Annotated in this window: 16 protein-coding genes; 8 read left to right on the forward strand and 8 right to left on the reverse strand. The window is 47.6% G+C overall.

Annotation, left to right across the window (positions count from 1 at the left end; all coding sequences use genetic code 11):
- Positions 1–245 precede the first annotated feature (245 nt).
- Complete coding sequence (locus BMX45_RS20405) at positions 246–938, forward strand: DUF421 domain-containing protein (protein WP_090911310.1); 693 nt, start codon at positions 246–248, stop codon at positions 936–938.
- A 127-nt stretch (positions 939–1,065) separates the two neighbouring features.
- On the opposite strand, the gene BMX45_RS20410 is transcribed toward BMX45_RS20405, so the two are convergent.
- Positions 1,066–2,238: a GNAT family N-acetyltransferase gene (locus BMX45_RS20410; RefSeq protein WP_090911312.1), complete on the reverse strand. Its 1,173-nt coding sequence runs from the start codon at positions 2,236–2,238 to the stop codon at positions 1,066–1,068.
- A 309-nt stretch (positions 2,239–2,547) separates the two neighbouring features.
- On the opposite strand from BMX45_RS20410, the gene BMX45_RS20415 reads away from it, so the two are divergent.
- Positions 2,548–3,087 (forward strand): NADPH-dependent FMN reductase, encoded by a 540-nt coding sequence (locus tag BMX45_RS20415; RefSeq protein WP_090911314.1) that lies wholly within the window; start codon positions 2,548–2,550, stop codon positions 3,085–3,087.
- Between the two features lie 113 nt (positions 3,088–3,200).
- Here the strand turns inward: BMX45_RS20415 and BMX45_RS20420 are convergent, their stop codons facing one another.
- Positions 3,201–3,890, reverse strand: coding sequence for an ArsR/SmtB family transcription factor (locus tag BMX45_RS20420; protein WP_090911316.1), 690 nt, complete (start codon positions 3,888–3,890; stop codon positions 3,201–3,203).
- Positions 3,891–3,990: 100 nt separating this feature from the next.
- Here BMX45_RS20420 and BMX45_RS20425 point away from each other — a divergent pair, with 100 nt between their 5' ends.
- Positions 3,991–4,611 carry a flavin reductase family protein gene (locus tag BMX45_RS20425; RefSeq protein ID WP_090911318.1) on the forward strand — a complete coding sequence of 207 codons (621 nt, stop codon included), beginning with the start codon at positions 3,991–3,993 and terminating at the stop codon, positions 4,609–4,611.
- Positions 4,612–4,813: 202 nt separating this feature from the next.
- Here BMX45_RS20425 and BMX45_RS20430 read toward each other — a convergent pair whose 3' ends face one another.
- The 3 genes from BMX45_RS20430 to BMX45_RS20440 form a co-directional block, all read right to left on the reverse strand.
- Positions 4,814–6,013, reverse strand: coding sequence for a DUF4179 domain-containing protein (locus tag BMX45_RS20430; RefSeq protein WP_090911320.1), 1,200 nt, complete (start codon positions 6,011–6,013; stop codon positions 4,814–4,816).
- Positions 5,979–6,572, reverse strand: coding sequence for an RNA polymerase sigma factor (locus tag BMX45_RS20435; RefSeq protein ID WP_090911322.1), 594 nt, complete (start codon positions 6,570–6,572; stop codon positions 5,979–5,981). The genes BMX45_RS20430 and BMX45_RS20435 overlap by 35 nt, the downstream gene beginning before the upstream one ends.
- 158 nt (positions 6,573–6,730) lie before the next feature.
- Positions 6,731–7,600 carry a LysR family transcriptional regulator gene (locus BMX45_RS20440; protein ID WP_090911324.1) on the reverse strand — a complete coding sequence of 290 codons (870 nt, stop codon included), beginning with the start codon at positions 7,598–7,600 and terminating at the stop codon, positions 6,731–6,733.
- Between the two features lie 127 nt (positions 7,601–7,727).
- On the opposite strand from BMX45_RS20440, the gene BMX45_RS20445 reads away from it, so the two are divergent.
- Together BMX45_RS20445 and BMX45_RS20450 are read left to right on the forward strand one after the other, a co-directional pair.
- Positions 7,728–8,642, forward strand: coding sequence for a DMT family transporter (locus tag BMX45_RS20445; protein WP_090911326.1), 915 nt, complete (start codon positions 7,728–7,730; stop codon positions 8,640–8,642).
- 275 nt (positions 8,643–8,917) lie between these two features.
- Positions 8,918–9,742, forward strand: coding sequence for a TerC family protein (locus BMX45_RS20450; RefSeq protein WP_090911328.1), 825 nt, complete (start codon positions 8,918–8,920; stop codon positions 9,740–9,742).
- A 121-nt stretch (positions 9,743–9,863) separates the two neighbouring features.
- Here BMX45_RS20450 and BMX45_RS20455 read toward each other — a convergent pair whose 3' ends face one another.
- A complete protein-coding gene (locus BMX45_RS20455; protein ID WP_090911750.1) occupies positions 9,864–11,600 on the reverse strand; it encodes an ABC transporter ATP-binding protein in 1,737 nt (578 codons plus the stop codon).
- Between the two features lie 229 nt (positions 11,601–11,829).
- A complete protein-coding gene (locus tag BMX45_RS20460; protein ID WP_090911330.1) occupies positions 11,830–12,741 on the reverse strand; it encodes an NAD(P)/FAD-dependent oxidoreductase in 912 nt (303 codons plus the stop codon).
- Positions 12,742–13,018: 277 nt separating this feature from the next.
- On the opposite strand from BMX45_RS20460, the gene BMX45_RS20465 reads away from it, so the two are divergent.
- Positions 13,019–13,759, forward strand: coding sequence for a glycosyltransferase family 2 protein (locus BMX45_RS20465; RefSeq protein ID WP_090911332.1), 741 nt, complete (start codon positions 13,019–13,021; stop codon positions 13,757–13,759).
- Entirely contained in the window at positions 13,756–14,475 is a 720-nt protein-coding gene (locus BMX45_RS20470) for a glycosyltransferase family 2 protein (protein ID WP_090911334.1), read from the forward strand. Before BMX45_RS20465 ends, BMX45_RS20470 begins: the two co-directional genes overlap by 4 nt.
- Before the next feature lie 129 nt (positions 14,476–14,604).
- On the opposite strand, the gene BMX45_RS20475 is transcribed toward BMX45_RS20470, so the two are convergent.
- Positions 14,605–15,111, reverse strand: coding sequence for an AraC family transcriptional regulator (locus tag BMX45_RS20475; protein WP_090911336.1), 507 nt, complete (start codon positions 15,109–15,111; stop codon positions 14,605–14,607).
- Positions 15,112–15,594: 483 nt separating this feature from the next.
- Here BMX45_RS20475 and BMX45_RS20480 point away from each other — a divergent pair, with 483 nt between their 5' ends.
- Positions 15,595–16,512 (forward strand): aldo/keto reductase, encoded by a 918-nt coding sequence (locus BMX45_RS20480; protein WP_090911338.1) that lies wholly within the window; start codon positions 15,595–15,597, stop codon positions 16,510–16,512.
- Positions 16,513–16,523 lie beyond the last annotated feature (11 nt).

Genomic DNA, 16,523 nt, shown 5'->3' on the forward strand with positions numbered 1-16,523 from the left:
ACAAAAACTAAACAACCTTAGTCCAATTGAGTACCGAACTAAGGTTGCTTAAGGCTGCTTTTTAAGGTTGTCTACTTGACAGGGTTAAGTTCATTAACCAGCAGCTTTCATCCATAAAGATCGATTACTGAAAGTTGTTTATGGCGTCAATGAAAACCCTAACCGGATAAATCTCCCTTGTTTCTGCGCGAAGCGAAAACGTTTAATAACTTACCAATTACACTGCTTCCGAAGGAGGGGTGTCCATGGATATGTTTATCGATTTAGGAGTCAAACTGATCATCAGCTTTTTCGGACTATGGATCATCACGTTTGTTACTGGGCGCAAAACCATCAGTCAGCTTACACCGCTTGACTTCTTATCCTCCTTAATCCTGAGTGAAATCGTTGGGGCAAGCCTCTATGATGATAAAGTAAAATTGTCCCATTTGTTATTCGCTTTAGCGTTATGGACAACCATGTCTTTCCTCTTCGAGAAGGCAACCACGCACTTTGTCAAGTTCGGCTATTTAACGGAAGGACGGGCGGTTCTTCTGATCGATAACGGAAAGCTCAACCAAAAGCTGCTCGATAAATACGACATGGAATATAAACAGCTGTTGTCCATGCTCAGACGGCAAAATATTTTCTCATTAACCGAAGTCAAATACGCCATTCTGGAAACGGACGGCTCGCTATCCGTCATGCGCAAACCCGAATACGAGCCGCCGACGGCCCAGGATCTTGGCATCGAAGCCAAGCCGGATCCCTTTACGGTAACGGTTGTCGACAAGGGAAGGCTGCTCGAGGAATCCATGCTGGGCAAGCACATCGAACACGATGAGATTCAATCGAAAGCGCGGGAACAAGGTTTTGAATCCTTGGAGGATATCGCATACGCGGAGTATGGGGATGACGGAAAGCTCTATGTATTCACCAAAAAAGAGGTTCAGGATTGAACTTATATCCTTAGATGATCACAACGCAAAAAAAGCCTGATTCCCAGGCTTTTTTATGTGTTTCATATATTCTAACGACAAAGTGAATGCGACGATACTCTTCCGGAGCACCAAGTCTATCCCTTTCTCAAAAGAAATCCATGAGGTAGGTTTGGCCTGCAGGAATCATCGTTTCCAGTTGTGCGGCAGCCTTGGCATCTCCGGTCAGGCGGTGGATGGAATACAGTGCCTGCGGTCTTTTATATCCGGTAAACAAGGCCGACAGTGTCTGAATGTCGGTAGACAGGTCCGCCTGCTCCCCTCGATCGGCTGGGAGCTCTGACAGCTCCGCTTTCCCCTCCCCATTCACCGACAGCCTCCACAGGCCTGCATTCCAAGGCGCTGCGGAATCCTCCACCTCGATGGTCAGGACAGCTCCCCGGCCCGCTTCAAATGCATACTGCTCCACGAAGAATTGTAAATCCACGATACGGGCCATGAAGTATGGGACCGTTTCCCGGGTAACGCGGGGATCCGGCAGCATGTAGGGCAGCTGGTCATCCGTCGGCACCATCGTCATGGTCACCTGCTCGATCCTGGAATCATGGTTTGCAAAAAAAGTCCAGAGCGCGCTTCGGGCTTCTTCATTCAGGAAAACAAATTCGTCGCACACCAGTTCTTTGTCTTTTAGCTCATATAACGCATAACCCGTCGGTTTGCCTTCAGCTGAATAATAAACAACGCTATGACTGTCCCCCTGCAGCACGGATCTTGTCCACCATGCTTCATCCCGCACAAGCGTACCGTTATAGCGGCTGGCATAGGCTTGATACATGCCGTCCAGCGTTGGAATATCGGTTACGCCTCTTACAATGCGGCCAGGCACTTCCACCTTACGCGGGAATTTAGACACCGGGATGATGTACTTTTTATATTCCGCGTAAAGTTCCCAGCCAAATTTACGATAGAACGGGATCGAAAACGGATGCAGGAAGGAAAGAGTCTGGCCTTTACTCTTCATCTCTTGCAATGCATGCTTGAGCAAGGTGGATACATGTCCCTGTCTGCGGTTCTCCGGCCATGTTGCCACACCGGCAATACCGCCCATATCGAATTGATTTCCATGCAAATACACTTGCAGCGGGATGATGGTCAGCTTCGCTTGCAGCTCTTCCCCATCAAAAATCCCCCAGAAGTTCTCCGGTTTAAAATGTTTTTGATTGGACTCGCGCTGCTCTGTCGTTAGCGTATATTGAAAGGCATATTCGGATAATTTCGTGCTGATCTCAAACTCGTCGGTTCTTAATTGTCTAAGTTCCATTCTTGCTTCACCTCTCCAATCTTCATATGTACGTTAATTGCTGAATAACGCGTGATATCCCGGGACGAAAAAGTTGGATCCAAGGCACATGACCAGTATAACATCGCAGCTGCCTGTGCGGTACAAAACAGCATCCGATTTCAGGTGAATATCCACCCGTCCATGGATGGAAAAAAACTCAGAAAATTTTACACAAACTTTTAGTAAGCTGCTTGACAAAGATAACCCACTAAGATTATGATTAGCACATGCAAAATAACAAGCACACCATGATCACAATATATTCAGAATAATCGGGAGGTAAGAACAGTGTCCAAATTGAATATCGGTATTATTTTAGGCAGTACCCGTCAAGGTCGTTTAAGTCCGCAAGTAGGTGAATGGGTTAAACGTATCGCTGACGAGCGCGGAGATGCAAACTACGAAATCGTTGATATCGCTGACTACAAGCTCCCGCTTTTGGGTGAAGCTGATGCTACAGAGCAAGCGACGGCTTGGAACAACAAGCTGAATAGTCTTGATGGCTTTGTATTCATCGTACAAGAATACAACCACAGTATTTCTGGCTCTTTGAAAAATGCACTCGATTTTGCTCGTGAGCCATGGAACAACAAAGCTGCAGGTATCGTAAGTTATGGTTCGGTTGGCGGCGCTCGTGCTGCCGAACATTTGCGTGGAATTCTGGGCGAATTGTCCGTAGCGGATGTTCGTGTACACCCAGCACTTTCGTTATTCACGGATTTCGAGAATGGCTCCGTGTTTAAACCGGCTGATCTGCATCTCGTCAACCTGAACGGCATGCTTGACCAAGTGCTTGCATGGAGCGGAGCATTGAAAACACTGCGTTAATTTCTGAATCAAGGACTGTCCCCTTCATCTTCGGATGAGGCGAGGACAGTTCTTTTTATTTTACTGCATCCATAAGTCTATCTGAGCCATATGACTATATCTAAGCCACGTTCCTACTCCACGTCAATATCGAATGTTTTCTTCAAGCCCTTCTTACCTTCGGTCGTGATCGTTATGGCTCTTGTTCTTGGAACGCGTTGTATCCAATGTAACTCGAGCAACCTATCTAGCAGGGCATGTCCCAATGCCCCGGCCAGGTGATGGCGTCTTTCACTCCAATCCAGGCATCGATGCGTGAAAGAGCGGCGTTTGCGCTTAACACGACTCAGATCAATCTGAAATTCCTTGAAAAAGTTCTCCCCTTTTTCTGTAACCATATATTGATCTTCCACTTCGGATATGACCCCGGCGCTTAGCAGCGAATTCGTCAATTGGATTCCCAAATTCCCCGCTAGATGATCGTAGCAAGTCCTTGCCCGACGTATGGCTTCAGTCTCGGAAGCTTGGTTCAATGACCTTATTTCGACAGGAGGCGTTATGGATAGAAGTGTCTCCATGGCCTGGGCAACCTCCTGATTCTGTATTCCGTAATAACGATGTCTTCCCTGTTGTTCGACGGTGACCAGATTCGCCGCTACCATTTTCGATAAATGGAAGCTGGCCGTTTGCGGTTTTATTTTTGCCATGTACGCCAGTTCGCTTGCCGGGTGATAACGCCCATCCAATAAGACGGTTAATATGGCCGCTCTCGATGCCTCACTAACGAGTGATGCTACCAAGGCTGCATTTGGATTCGCATGCATCTGTATCCCTCCTCATGTAATCCACATTTCGATGAGCATCGAATCTTTTCTATTTTACAATGATTTTGGATAGAACAGATCATTTGGGAGGAATCTTTTTATGAAGGAAGTTACTGGCAAGATAGGCACAAATATTATTAAACCGAAAATACTTTACTATGGAACCCCGGTTGTTTTACTCAATACCCTAAATGAAGATGATACCGTAAATATTAGTCCCATATCCTCTTCATGGGCGCTCGGAGATTACATTATTCTAGGAATCGGACTCGGGGGTAAAGCGATAGAGAACTTGGAAAGACATCCGGAATGTGTCATCAACCTTCCTGACCCTTCCATATGGGAAAATGTTGAGCAGTTAGCCCCTCATACAGGAAAATATCCGGTTCCTGAGGATAAGGCAAAGAACGGTTTTACATATGAAAAAGATAAATATGCAGTATGTAAGTTAACGCCTGCGGATTCTGTTGCCGTAAAGCCTACTCGCATCATGGAGTGCCCCATTCAAATCGAGGCCACCGTGAAAAATATCCGGATTCCTGACTATTCTTCCATGTTTGCTATTGTCGAAACACAGGCGATCCATGTACACGCCCATAGCAACATCATTTGGAATGACCATCACATTAATCCCGACCAATGGAGCCCGCTAATCTATAATTTCCGGCATTATTACGGCCTTGGCAACCCGTTAGGCAAAACATTTCGGGCCGAAACTTAAGCCAGAATGATGAAAGAGAGGCCGTCCCAAACGTAGATTTAGGTGCTTGACGTACGGCTTCTCATAAACAGAAAGTGTGTCAAATAAAGCCATGGCGGTGCTCAGGAAGTTATTCCCGACACACCGCTATGGCTTCTGTTTTGATCAAGAGGGCCTCCCGCAAGATCTAAGATCTTTTGGCCCCCTATTCTTGCACTCGTTGTTATGGCTGAACCGGAATGGTCAGTTCCAGATCCGTCAGATATGTTTTATCTCCGAAGCTGTCCTTCCCTTGACCGACTATGCTCCAATCCTTGTTGTTTACGGTCAGGGTAAACGGTTTAATCGTGATGGATTTCGGAGTTCCGTTTACAGGACTGTACAGTTGATCGATATGATATTCGGTCTCCGGCTTGCTGTTAAAGTAATCGAACTTCCGCGGAGTCAGCACATTCCCTTGATCATCCACCAGCTCGTAATAAACCATGCTGGCGCTGTAATCGCCTGTTTGCTCTGCAGAAGCCGGCACCTCGCCTTTACTGTCCAGAACCAAGCGGGTCGATACCGGTGAAATATCCAATTGCTTGACGGTATAACTGAATGGTCCATCCGATTTCGTAGCCTGGTCCGGCTTCACGACAACCGATTTATTAGTGACATTCACAGGGACCTTGAATTCAAAGGTTTCATTCACTTGAGTTACGTTGGCCTGAATAGTCAGCTCGAATTGATCGGGTAATTTCAGACCTTTGGTAAGCTCAACGATATAGGCATTGTCCTGTTGCGGATAATCTCCAAAGTTCCCTTCGTCCATCGCCACTTCTTGTCCGTCTACTAGGATTCGCGGTCTTTCGATATAGCCTTTTTCCTGATCTTCCTTAGCTACTGTCCTCGACTTAATATACTCGCTATCGGGATTACCGATGAATTTAGTGTCTTTGCTAAAATACGGAGAAGCTGTACTCGGTAAATTCACGCCCTCGCGCTCCAGAATAAAGGACAACCGGGTTCCATCATATAGAACGTCAGCTACCTTCAACGTCACGCCATCGTGAGTTACGCTCAAGTTAGGTTCGGATAGAATCCCTTGCTCTATAGCAGCTTTCACTGCATCTTCGCTGGTTCCTTCGAATAACACGCCGAGCACTGGGATTTGCTTCAGGGTTGCTGCCATGACCGGCGATACAAATCCTGACCCGATTACGCTTCCTCCCAGCACAGCAGCTGCGGATGCAACGAGTATTGTTCTTTTTAAAACGTTCGGTTTTCTTTTGGAAGATGTTCTTGTCCTTGTCATTTCACGTTCTCCAATCCTGTTCATAATTTGATAGCTCATGCTACTCTTCGGTAAAGACGATTCTCGAATCATATCTTCTAGTACGTTCATTTCAGCGAATTCCGTTTGTTTTGGCGATTGTCCCACGTGCTACCTCTCCTTTTTGGCTTATTCGGTCCATCAGTTTACGTCGTAACCGTTCATACTTCTTTCGTATCGTTGCCGACTTGAGTCCCATAATGTCGCTGATTTCCTCAAAGGTATACTGTTCAACGGCCTTCAGCAGCAATATGTGTCGTTCTTCTCCCGTCAAGTAGGCTAACAGCTCGTACACAACCGGCTCGTGCTGAGATATTTGCATAACCGGCTGTTGTTCCTTGTAATGCTCAATCAGGTTAAGAAAACGGCTCTGCTTCTTTTTGATATTGATCAAATGATGATAGGCCATTTTATACAACCAGGCGGAGAAAGACACCTGTCTCTTGTACTGATGAAGATGTACATAGGCACGAATAAATATTTCTTGCACCGCATCTTCGGTCTCCGCATGATTCTTCAGAATATAGTAGCAGTACGTGTACATCTGCCGCTCAAACTGGAGGATGATCGCTTGGTATGCGTGTTTATCTCCTGTTTTGACTTGTTCTACAACCGCTTCAATGGCTTCTCTCTTTCCTTCCGCTTCCCCGGGGATGGTTGGCTGCAAGCGAGCTCACCTCCTTCTGTGTTTACCTATATAACAATTCCAACAAGCGATTTTGTGACACGGATTGTTTTATGTAATGAAATAACATGAACGAAGCTCTTGCCTTGTAATAGAGCCTGGAAGCTGGGTATGAGCTTCATATCGCACCCGTCTGGTAGCTACAGCTTCGGGTAACTTTTAACGTAATTCAAGAATCGTTTCGTTGCCGGAGATACTTCCCGCAAGGAGCTTACCGCAATGCCAAGCGATCTGAAGCTCTTCTCCTTCAATTCGATCAGCCGTATATTCCGCCGCTGCCCTCGCAGCACAAGTTCGGGAAGAATGCTGATGCCCAGGCCCTTCTCCACCATGGCCATAATGGCATAATCGTCTCCAAGCGTATATTTGATATCCGGCTTGGTCGGGGCTTTCTCCAGCACCCGGTTCACATCGTAATCAGAGCCTTTGCTGGGCATAATAAACGGTTCATTCTCAATTTGGGCTAAGGCAATGGAGTCCTCGGAGCTAAGCGGATGTTCCACTGGCAGCAGTACGAGCATCGGGTCTTGATGCAGAGGAATCGCATCGAATGTATCCCATGTCGGAAGTGACAGAAAGCCGCAATCAATCTTGCCCTCCGCGATCCAATCCTCAATCTCCCGGTAATCTCCTTCGACCAAACGAATCTCGATATGGGGATAATCCTGCTGGAAATCCTGGATAATCCCAGGCAGCCAATGAACGCCGACGCTGGTAAAGGTACCAATGTGAATGGTTCCCAGCTCGATTCCATGAATGGAAGCCACCTGCTGCTCCAAATGCTCGTTCCATTTCAATATTTCCCGCATCGTCTTCACGATCTCCTCGCCATTGGTCGTCAGCTTCGCGCCTGAACGGTTTCGAATCAGCAGCGAGAAGCCGAACTCATCTTCCAGGCTGTTGATCATATGGCTGACGCCGGACTGCGTAAATCCCATCACTTCGGCGGCTTTGGTCAAGCTACCGAGCTCGACGACCTTTACTAGAACTTTGAATTTATTAATACTCATAGGGAATCCTCCGGCCATATTTTATACATGAATTTTACTCATGTTTATTATTAAGAACATTCGTTTTACTTGTCTATTGTACGTGAGTATACTGATTCTGTTCAATCACTTGAAGGAGGAAAAGAACTTGAAACCGCTGAAGGCCGATCTTATGATTTTGTTAATCACCATGTGCTGGGGCTCTTCCTATCTTTTTATGAAAATGGGACTGGATTCGATGGGAGCGTTCAATTTGATAGCCCTACGATTTGGATTGGCCTTTATGCTTGCAGGAGCGATTTTTTTCCCGCGCATGCGCCGGGTTAACCTGAAGACGATCCGTTACGCCATGCTCCTGGGCTTTATATTGTTTATCATGTTCACTGCCTTGACCTTTGGCCTGAAAACAACGACAGCATCCAATGCCGGGTTTCTGATCAGCTTAACGGTGGTGTTTGTCCCATTGATACATACGTTCCTCTTTAAGAAAAAAATAGAGAAGAAACTGATCGTCAGTATTTTGCTGGCCTTAACGGGCATCGCGCTGCTGACCATCCAGCTCCCTTTTGCGTTTAAGATCGGGGACCTGTTCTGCATAGCTGCGGCATTATGTTATGCGCTTCATATCAATATCGTCAGCACGGCTGCGCAGAAGGTCGACGCGTTAAGCCTCGGCATCCTGCAGCTGGGATTTACCGGATTGTATGCGTTCCTCTCGTCACTTCTCTTGGAAACACCGGCATGGCCAAGCTCCACCGACTCATGGACGGCTGTCCTGATCCTCAGCGTTGTATGCAGCGGATTGGGGTTCATCTTCCAGACGATCGCCCAGAAGTATACAACCGCCACCCGAACGGGTCTCGTATTTTCGCTGGAACCTGTATTCGCCGCGCTGTTCGGATACTGGTTTGCCAACGAGGTCATGGATTCCAATCAGTATGCCGGAGCTGTGCTTGTCCTTCTTAGCGTTGTTCTATCCAGCGTGGATGTGAACTTCAGAAAACGGTCAGCCATGAAAAACAGACCCGTTGCGTTGGAGTCCTATTCCGCTGAATTCAAGTAAAAAAGCTTGACTTATCTCTAAAAAATTTATATCTTTATATCACGGCTTAACTGAGGGCGATATCAGTTATGCAGGAACGTGATTAAAGGGGAGTAGCTGTCACAGCAAAGTCGTCATTACGGGAAATGTCCCCGGCTTTGTTGGCAACGATACGTTGTTTGCGAGACCTTTACCACACACTCTGTGGTGAAGGTCTCTTTTTGATTTCAAAAGACCTTCACCTGCCGGTGGAGGTCTTTTTTGTGCCTTCAATAATACGACAAGGAGGAAATGGCATGGAGCTTTTATTGGAGTATGGATGGGTGCTGTTAGTGCTCATCGCACTGGAAGGATTGCTGGCGGCGGATAATGCGCTGGTCCTTGCCATCATGGTCAAACATTTACCGGAGAACCAGCGCAAAAAGGCTTTATTCTACGGGCTGCTCGGAGCCTTTGTGTTCCGGATCGGATCGCTGTTCTTAATCTCGTTCCTGGTGGATGTATGGCAGGTACAAGCCATCGGCGCACTCTATCTTCTCTACATTTCGATCAATCACACGTTGAAACACTTTATTAAAGGCAAAAAACCGACGGAAGACGCAAAACCGAAACCGGACAAGCCCAAGAAGCAATCCGGCTTCTGGATGACCGTCTTCAAGGTCGAAGTGGCGGACATCGCGTTTGCCGTAGACTCGATCCTCGCAGCCGTTGCGTTGGCGGTTGCATTGCCTCCAAGCGGATTGTCGAACATCGGCGGCCTGGATGGAGGTCAATTCATCGTCATCTTCCTGGGCGGATTCATTGGTTTGATCATCATGCGCTTTGCGGCATCCTACTTCGTAAAATTGCTGCAGCAGCGTCCAGGTCTGGAAGTGGCGGCATTTCTGATTGTTGGTTGGGTAGGCGTCAAGCTTGCGGTGATTACCCTTGCACATCCTGATGTAGCCCTAATCGACCATCACTTCCCTGAGAGCTCGATCTGGAAGGCTTCCTTCTACATCGTTCTCGTGCTGATTGCCGTGATCGGATGGTTTAGCTCTTCGAAAGAGAACGTGCAGGATGAAGACAATGCCATCAAGGAAGTGGAAGAACAACAGCCGGGCAAAACGCTGCAAGGCTAAATCCCCTTCCGCGTGCAATGTATACCACGCATGTGGCAGCTTCATAACATGATTCATCTAACAAGACAAGGCGATTTGCTGACGGTGCTTGAACCGTTCACAAATCGCCTTTCTTCCATGCTTATATTGTCAATTGCATATGATATAAATTCGCATAAGCGCCTTGACGGGCAAGCAATTCTTCATGCGTGCCCTGTTCTTGGATCCCGTCCTCGGACAATACGACGATTCGCTGGGCATTCCGTACCGTTGTCAACCGATGAGCGATGACAAGCGTTGTTCGATTATCGCTTAACCGTTCCAGCGAATCTTGGACCGCTCTTTCGCTTTCATTGTCCAGGGAGCTGGTCGCTTCGTCCAATATGAGGATCGGCGGGTCCTTCAGGAACACACGCGCAATGCTCAGCCGCTGCTTCTGTCCTCCGGAGAGCTTGACGCCGCGCTGCCCGATATCCGTATCATAACCGTCCGGCAATGCCATGATGAAATCATGGGCATTCGCTCTTTTGGCTGCTGCGATGATCTCGTCCTCGCTAGCCTCCATGTTGCCATACCGGATGTTATCGTAGACGGAGCCGGCAAACAAATATACATCCTGCTGCACGATCCCGATATTTTTTCTTAAAGAGTGCTGCGTAATCTCCCGGATATCGCGCCCATCCAGCAGTATGCGTCCTTCACTTACTTCATAGAAACGCGGAATCAGCGAACACAGCGTGGTCTTGCCTACGCCTGAGGGACCAACCAGAGCAACATACTCGCCAGGCTTGATGTTCAGCGATACCTGGTTCAGCACGAATCCATAGCGGTCCTTGTATCTGAAGCTGACATTCTGAAACTCGATGTTCCCCTGAACCTGCGTGATCGTCTCGGCAAAATCGGCATCCTCGATATCGGGTTCTACCTCCAGGATCTCCATGAACCTGTCAAAACCCGTAATGCCTTCCTGGTACAGTCTGGCGAAATTAACCAGGCGCTGGATCGGTTCGATCAGAATGCCGATGCATAAGAAAAAAGTCAGCAAATCCGCCAGTTCCAGCGAGGCATCCACGATTGCGGCTCCGCCGAACACAATAACGGTTATCGTAATAAGTTGGGTAAAACCGACCAGCCCTTCGTGAAAGTACGTTTCGCTCTTATACCCTTCCCTTCTGCTATCAACGAACCGCTTGTTGGCATAGGCGAATTTCCCCTTCTCTATATGTTCGTTCGTAAAAGACTTCACCACGCGGATACCCGAAAGAGAATCCTCTACCTGTGCATTGATATCCTCGATCCGGTCCTTGCTTACCCGCAACGCCACATTCATCTTCTTATTAAAATAAAATGCAAACGCGGCCATGACCGGGAGAAAGAGAAACACGATCAGGGTAAGCTTCACGTCGATATACATTAAGATGATGAATGCACCCAGAAACTTCAGAACGGAAATGACGATATCTTCGGGACCATGGTGATACAATTCGGTCAGCGACAGAATGTCATTGGTGGTCCGTGTCATAAGCTGCCCGGTTTTGTGCTCATCGTAAAATCCAAAGGACAGCTTCTGAAAATGGTCAAACAGCTCCCGTCTCATGTCACTTTCCATATAAGCCCCCATCATATGTCCTTTGTATGAAATGAACATATCGCACAGAGTATGGATGATGACCATGGCCAGCATGACGGCACCCACCGCATAGATTTGAATCAGCGGGCTTTGAGAATTCCCTTCCAGCACGTTGATGGTGATGTATCGTATACAGAGCGGAAGCGTAAGCGTAATGGCCGAGACAACAAAAGCACATGCCAAATCTGCAAATAATAACCCCAGGTAGGGTTTATAATAGGATAAAAATTTCTTGGTCCGAGAATTCAATTCGCTCTCCTCCATTATGCCGGAGGGTTAATTATTCATATCCCTCCAAACTTGATTCATGATAAACTCCATGGTTGTTCTCATCGTAAACACCCTTCCTTGTACTTAATAATTTCATCATAGCCGATAAATGACCCCAATTCGGAGTGTAAGAATGATTTAGAATTAAAAAATCCCCTAGGAACGAAAAAACAGGCTTGGATGCTAACCAAAGCCTGCCTCTCATAGTTTAACGATTCCATTGTTCGTTAAGCAGCTCGCCGTTGATGGCGGCCGCTGCCAGGGCTCCCATCGAAGCGGCCGCAATGGCCTGATACATCTCGGTGGCTGCATCGCCGGCACTGTAGATGCCCGGCACGCTTGTTTTACCGAAGGCATCAATGACCACACTTCCGCCTTCGTTGATATCACAGCCTACAGCCGCCGGCAATTCAGAACCAGGGACCAGCTTCGGCGCGAAAAAGATGCCCGTGCACGGAATAACCGCTCCGTCCTCCAATACAACGTGCCGTACCATCCCCTCGTTCGATTCAATGCGCTGTATCGGGGAGTTGAACAGAGGGACGTCATGATCCTTTAATTCCTGCCGTTGTTCATCCGTCAGTTCATCCGGTCCGTTCGTACAGATGGCATACCGGTCGCTCCACCCTGCGATCACTTTGGCTAAATGCAGCGCCCCCGCACCCTTGGCAATGACGACGAGCGGTTGATCCCGCAGCTCCCATCCATCGCAGTAAGGGCAGACGAAGGCGCTCTTTCCGTATACGTCGGCTAATCCGCTGATATCCAGCGGGCTGTCCTTCTTCCCAACGGCGAACAGCAGCTTTTTACTGCGGACTACCGTTCCCTCTTCCGTGGTAATCCGGAAATCTCCGTCAACTCCCGCCACGGCGGCAGCTGTATTCTCTACGAAGCTAACGGAGGGATAGGCGGTAATCTGTTCTCTTGCAATGCGGCGAAACTCCGATGGGCTTGTGCCGTCTCTCGTAAGAAAACCGTGGGTTTCCCGCGTAACCCTGTTTCGCGGCTTTCCTTCGTCAATCAACACCACGTCTTTCCTCGCTCTTCCCAATACCAGCGCAGCATTCAATCCTGCCGGACCTCCGCCGATAATAACGACATCATGCAATTGCTCCGTCATGCACACCATCACCTTTCTGGATCTTTAATGTCCATAATATGAACGCAAGAAGACATGACTTCTTGTTTATTTCCTCTTTGCCCAAGAAAGAATGCCAAGGACGAATCATATTACGGACTTATGACATCCATTATAGATAATCAAGGTCTGTAATGCAATGCCCTCCTTCTATAAAATTTTAAAAGTTGGTCGAGTCGTAATGCCGTTACCTCTATTTATACTTTACATACTCTATTGTGATATAGGAATTATCCTCATAGATAAGGAGAGTGATGTAATGGCAGCAAGCTTCAACAATTTATCCAAAACGCAAGGCGTATCCATTATTACCTGTACGAATCGCCCTAATTATATTAAAAACCTGTTCCATAATTTCGCTAGACAATCCCATGCCAAGAAAGAGCTCATTATCGTTGTCAACGATAGTACAATCGCCCTCTCTCCTTACCAGCAAATAGCCAACAAGCATCGAAACATACAAATCTACCGCATGCCGGAGCATGTCACTTTGGGTGCGTGCCTAAATTACGCCGTAAGCAAAACGAAATACGGCATCGTTGCCAAATTCGATGATGACGACTATTACGCCCCCCACTATTTGTCGGACAGCCTGAAGTCGTTAAGAAGATCGAACGCCGATATTATAGGGAAACGTGCACATTATATGTATTTACAAGGCTCCAAAACACTAATTCTACGGTTTCCTAACGATGAAAATCGAACCGTAACCATGCTGCCGGGGGCTACGCTCATTTTTAAGAAGAACGTCTTTAACAAAGTGCGCTTTCCGAATCAAAACGTCGGTGAAGACGATCTTTTTTGTACAAGAAGTAAAAGCAAGGGCTTCAAAGTCTATTCCGGCAACAAGTATCATTTTACGGCAGTGCGGCGGAAAAATTCATCCGGTCATACATGGATCATTAGCGATCGGGAACTCATGGCCAAGCACCCTAAAGTTCCGGATGTGCGAGATTTCAAAAAATTGGTACAGCGGACGACCGGAGGCGGTCCAGCATGAGGCACCGGTCATCATCCCCATCACAGCCTGCCGTATCGATCATCACCTGCACCAAAAGACCGGAATGCCTGTACAATCTGTTGGAAAATTACGCCAGACAGAATTACAGGAACAAAGAGTTAATCGTCATCTTAAATCATAGCAGTCTCAAGCTACCGGAATATCAAATGGCAGCCAAGTCATATCGCAACGTCAGAATATATAGCAAACCGGAACGATTATCTCTCGGCAGCTGCCTTAATTATGGAGTAAAGACCTCCAAACACGGCCTCATTGCTAAATTTGATGATGATGACTATTACGCACCTGATTATTTGAACGAAAGCGTCCGTCTCATGATCAAGACTCGCGCTGATATTGTAGGAAAGAGAGCGCACTTCATGCAGCTTGCCGGACAAAAAGCTCTTCTCCACCGTTACCCTAACATGTCCAATCAATGGGTTCCCCTTGTACAAGGCGCGACCATGCTGATTAAACGGCATGTATTCGATCAAGTATCATTCCCGAATCAAAATCGCAGCGAGTGCGTCCAATTTTGTGCTGATTGTATAGCTCGTAACTATAGAATATACTCGGGCAGTCCGTATCATTTCTTAGCGAATCGAAGACGCAACTCCAACAATCACACCTGGATCGTCAGTGACAAGAATCTATTAACTCAACATGTTAAAAAGCTGGACGTAGACAATGCGAAGAAATTCGTGAGCAGAGGCTAAGCGCTTCATGCATCTCCACAGAAACAGCGAGCTCGAGTCTGGCGTGTAGTTTGTTTAACTGAATCGAAAGAACGGTTAAGAGCCACTCCATTGGAGCGGCTCTCATTCATGCCTAGCGAATCGAACGTCTCATTTCAAATAAACGCCATAATCCAAGATGATATTCCCCTGCTCATCCGGCGTCATGAAACGGACGGGATGATAACGTTCAAAGAACCACGGGTTCTCGCCCAAGCTCCAGCCTTGTTCGGCGATTTTCGCCATGCATCGTTTATGGGGATCCATACCGAATAGCTCCCCGTTATCCTTGCCATATAACCAACATATCCCCGCAGCGCCTTCTTCCAGATCCGCATGGTCAAATCCTTCCGGCACTTCGGTATGCTTCGGGAAAAGCAAACCGATCCAATATTCAAACTGAATCCCGTTCATTCGCATAAGACCGTAAGAAGCATCCTCCGATTCCGGCAAACAACCAAGCTGCCCGATCTTTTCGAACCAACCATTGGCGAACCATTCTTCCCATTGGTCCGCGAAGCTTCCTGCCGCATTTCGATGCTCGTCCGTATACCGTTTGCCGATCAAACGCGCTGACGGGATCTGTTCTTTGTACACCTTGGTTATTTCTGCAGCCATCTTCTTAACCTCCTGGGTTCATCTTTTTGAAATATTACCTAATGAATTCTCGTCTGCGCATGGGAATCCTGCAAGGGAGCAGCCCGGTTTCAACTTTTGACTTGAATTCCTGATAGTAGAGAACAGCGGTGTGACATTGTTCAAATCAGAAGAGAACATTTATACGGAACGAACCTTCATCCCGGCCTATGGGATCAGCCGGAGCTGTTCACGCCGGATCGTCATTCGAAAAGTAAAGGCCCTGCATTAAGGATGCGGTGAATCCAAGGTTGCTTCCGAAATCGCATGCGGGATCCATAACCCACATTGCTGCATGGGAGAGAAAATTAAGCTTGTACATTGCGCCGTCTGCATGTCACAATACACTAGAGACTGTCAGCATGAACCTATTCATCTAGTCGTTCGCTTACACGATCTCGGCTGCCCCTGCATTATAGCGCGGGGCCGTACAATCAACCTATTTTGAATGGGAGGACCGCAATCATGAAAACGATGAAACTAGGAAGCAGTTCACTGGAAGCACCTGTTGTAGCCGTGGGTTGCATGCGCATAAATTCGCTGGAAAAAGCCGAAGCCGAACGTTTCGTGCAATCCGCACTGGAGCAAGGAGCCAACTTCTTCGACCATGCCGACATCTATGGCGGCGGAGCTTGCGAGGAGATTTTTGCAGATGCGATACATATGAATGCGGAAGTCCGCGAGAAGATCATTCTTCAATCCAAATGCGGTATCCGTCAGGGCATGTTCGATTTCTCCAAAGAGCATATCTTGAATTCCGTCGACGGCATCCTCAAAAGACTTCGTACCGAATATCTCGACGTTCTCCTGCTCCACCGTCCGGATGCTTTGGTTGAGCCTGAAGAGGTGGCTGAAGCATTCGATCAGCTCGAAAGCTCCGGGAAAGTGCGTCATTTCGGCGTATCCAACCAGAATCCGATGCAGATCCAGCTGTTGAAAAAAGCAGTGAAACAGCCGCTCGTGGCCAACCAGCTGCAGCTTAGCATCACGAATACCACCATGATTCAAAGCGGAATCAACGTGAATATGGAGAACGACGCCGCGGTTAACCGCGATGGCAGCGTTCTGGATTTCTGCAGACTGCACGACATTACGATTCAGCCTTGGTCGCCTTTCCAATACGGGTTCTTCGAAGGCGTATTCCTTGGAAGCGACAAGTTCCCTGAGCTTAACCAGAAGATCGATGAAATCGCTGAAAAATATAACGTTACCAATACGACGATTGCCATTGCTTGGCTTCTTCGCCACCCTGCACAAATGCAGCCCATCATTGGAACAATGAATATCAACCGCTTGAATGACTGCATCAAAGCAGGCGATATTACGCTGACTCGCGAGGAATGGTACGCCATTTACCGCGCGGCCGGCAACATCCTTCCTTAAGCCATAACTGA

This window comes from Paenibacillus sp. cl141a, assembly GCF_900109305.1.
GTDB classification, from domain to species: domain Bacteria; phylum Bacillota; class Bacilli; order Paenibacillales; family Paenibacillaceae; genus Paenibacillus_AQ; species Paenibacillus_AQ lautus_A.

What these genes read in the sequence shown, in the direction of transcription:
- BMX45_RS20405 (WP_090911310.1), top strand. Translation starts at nt 246, where the DNA reads ATGGATATGTTTATCGATTTAGGAGTCAAACTGATCATCAGCTTTTTC.
- BMX45_RS20465 (WP_090911332.1), top strand. Translation starts at nt 13,019, where the DNA reads ATGGCAGCAAGCTTCAACAATTTATCCAAAACGCAAGGCGTATCCATT.
- BMX45_RS20410 (WP_090911312.1), bottom strand. Translation starts at nt 2,238, where the DNA reads ATGGAACTTAGACAATTAAGAACCGACGAGTTTGAGATCAGCACGAAA.
- BMX45_RS20475 (WP_090911336.1), bottom strand. Translation starts at nt 15,111, where the DNA reads ATGGCTGCAGAAATAACCAAGGTGTACAAAGAACAGATCCCGTCAGCG.
- BMX45_RS20460 (WP_090911330.1), bottom strand. Translation starts at nt 12,741, where the DNA reads ATGACGGAGCAATTGCATGATGTCGTTATTATCGGCGGAGGTCCGGCA.
- BMX45_RS20470 (WP_090911334.1), top strand. Translation starts at nt 13,756, where the DNA reads ATGAGGCACCGGTCATCATCCCCATCACAGCCTGCCGTATCGATCATC.
- BMX45_RS20425 (WP_090911318.1), top strand. Translation starts at nt 3,991, where the DNA reads ATGAAGGAAGTTACTGGCAAGATAGGCACAAATATTATTAAACCGAAA.
- BMX45_RS20480 (WP_090911338.1), top strand. Translation starts at nt 15,595, where the DNA reads ATGAAAACGATGAAACTAGGAAGCAGTTCACTGGAAGCACCTGTTGTA.
- BMX45_RS20450 (WP_090911328.1), top strand. Translation starts at nt 8,918, where the DNA reads ATGGAGCTTTTATTGGAGTATGGATGGGTGCTGTTAGTGCTCATCGCA.
- BMX45_RS20420 (WP_090911316.1), bottom strand. Translation starts at nt 3,890, where the DNA reads ATGCATGCGAATCCAAATGCAGCCTTGGTAGCATCACTCGTTAGTGAG.
- BMX45_RS20440 (WP_090911324.1), bottom strand. Translation starts at nt 7,600, where the DNA reads ATGAGTATTAATAAATTCAAAGTTCTAGTAAAGGTCGTCGAGCTCGGT.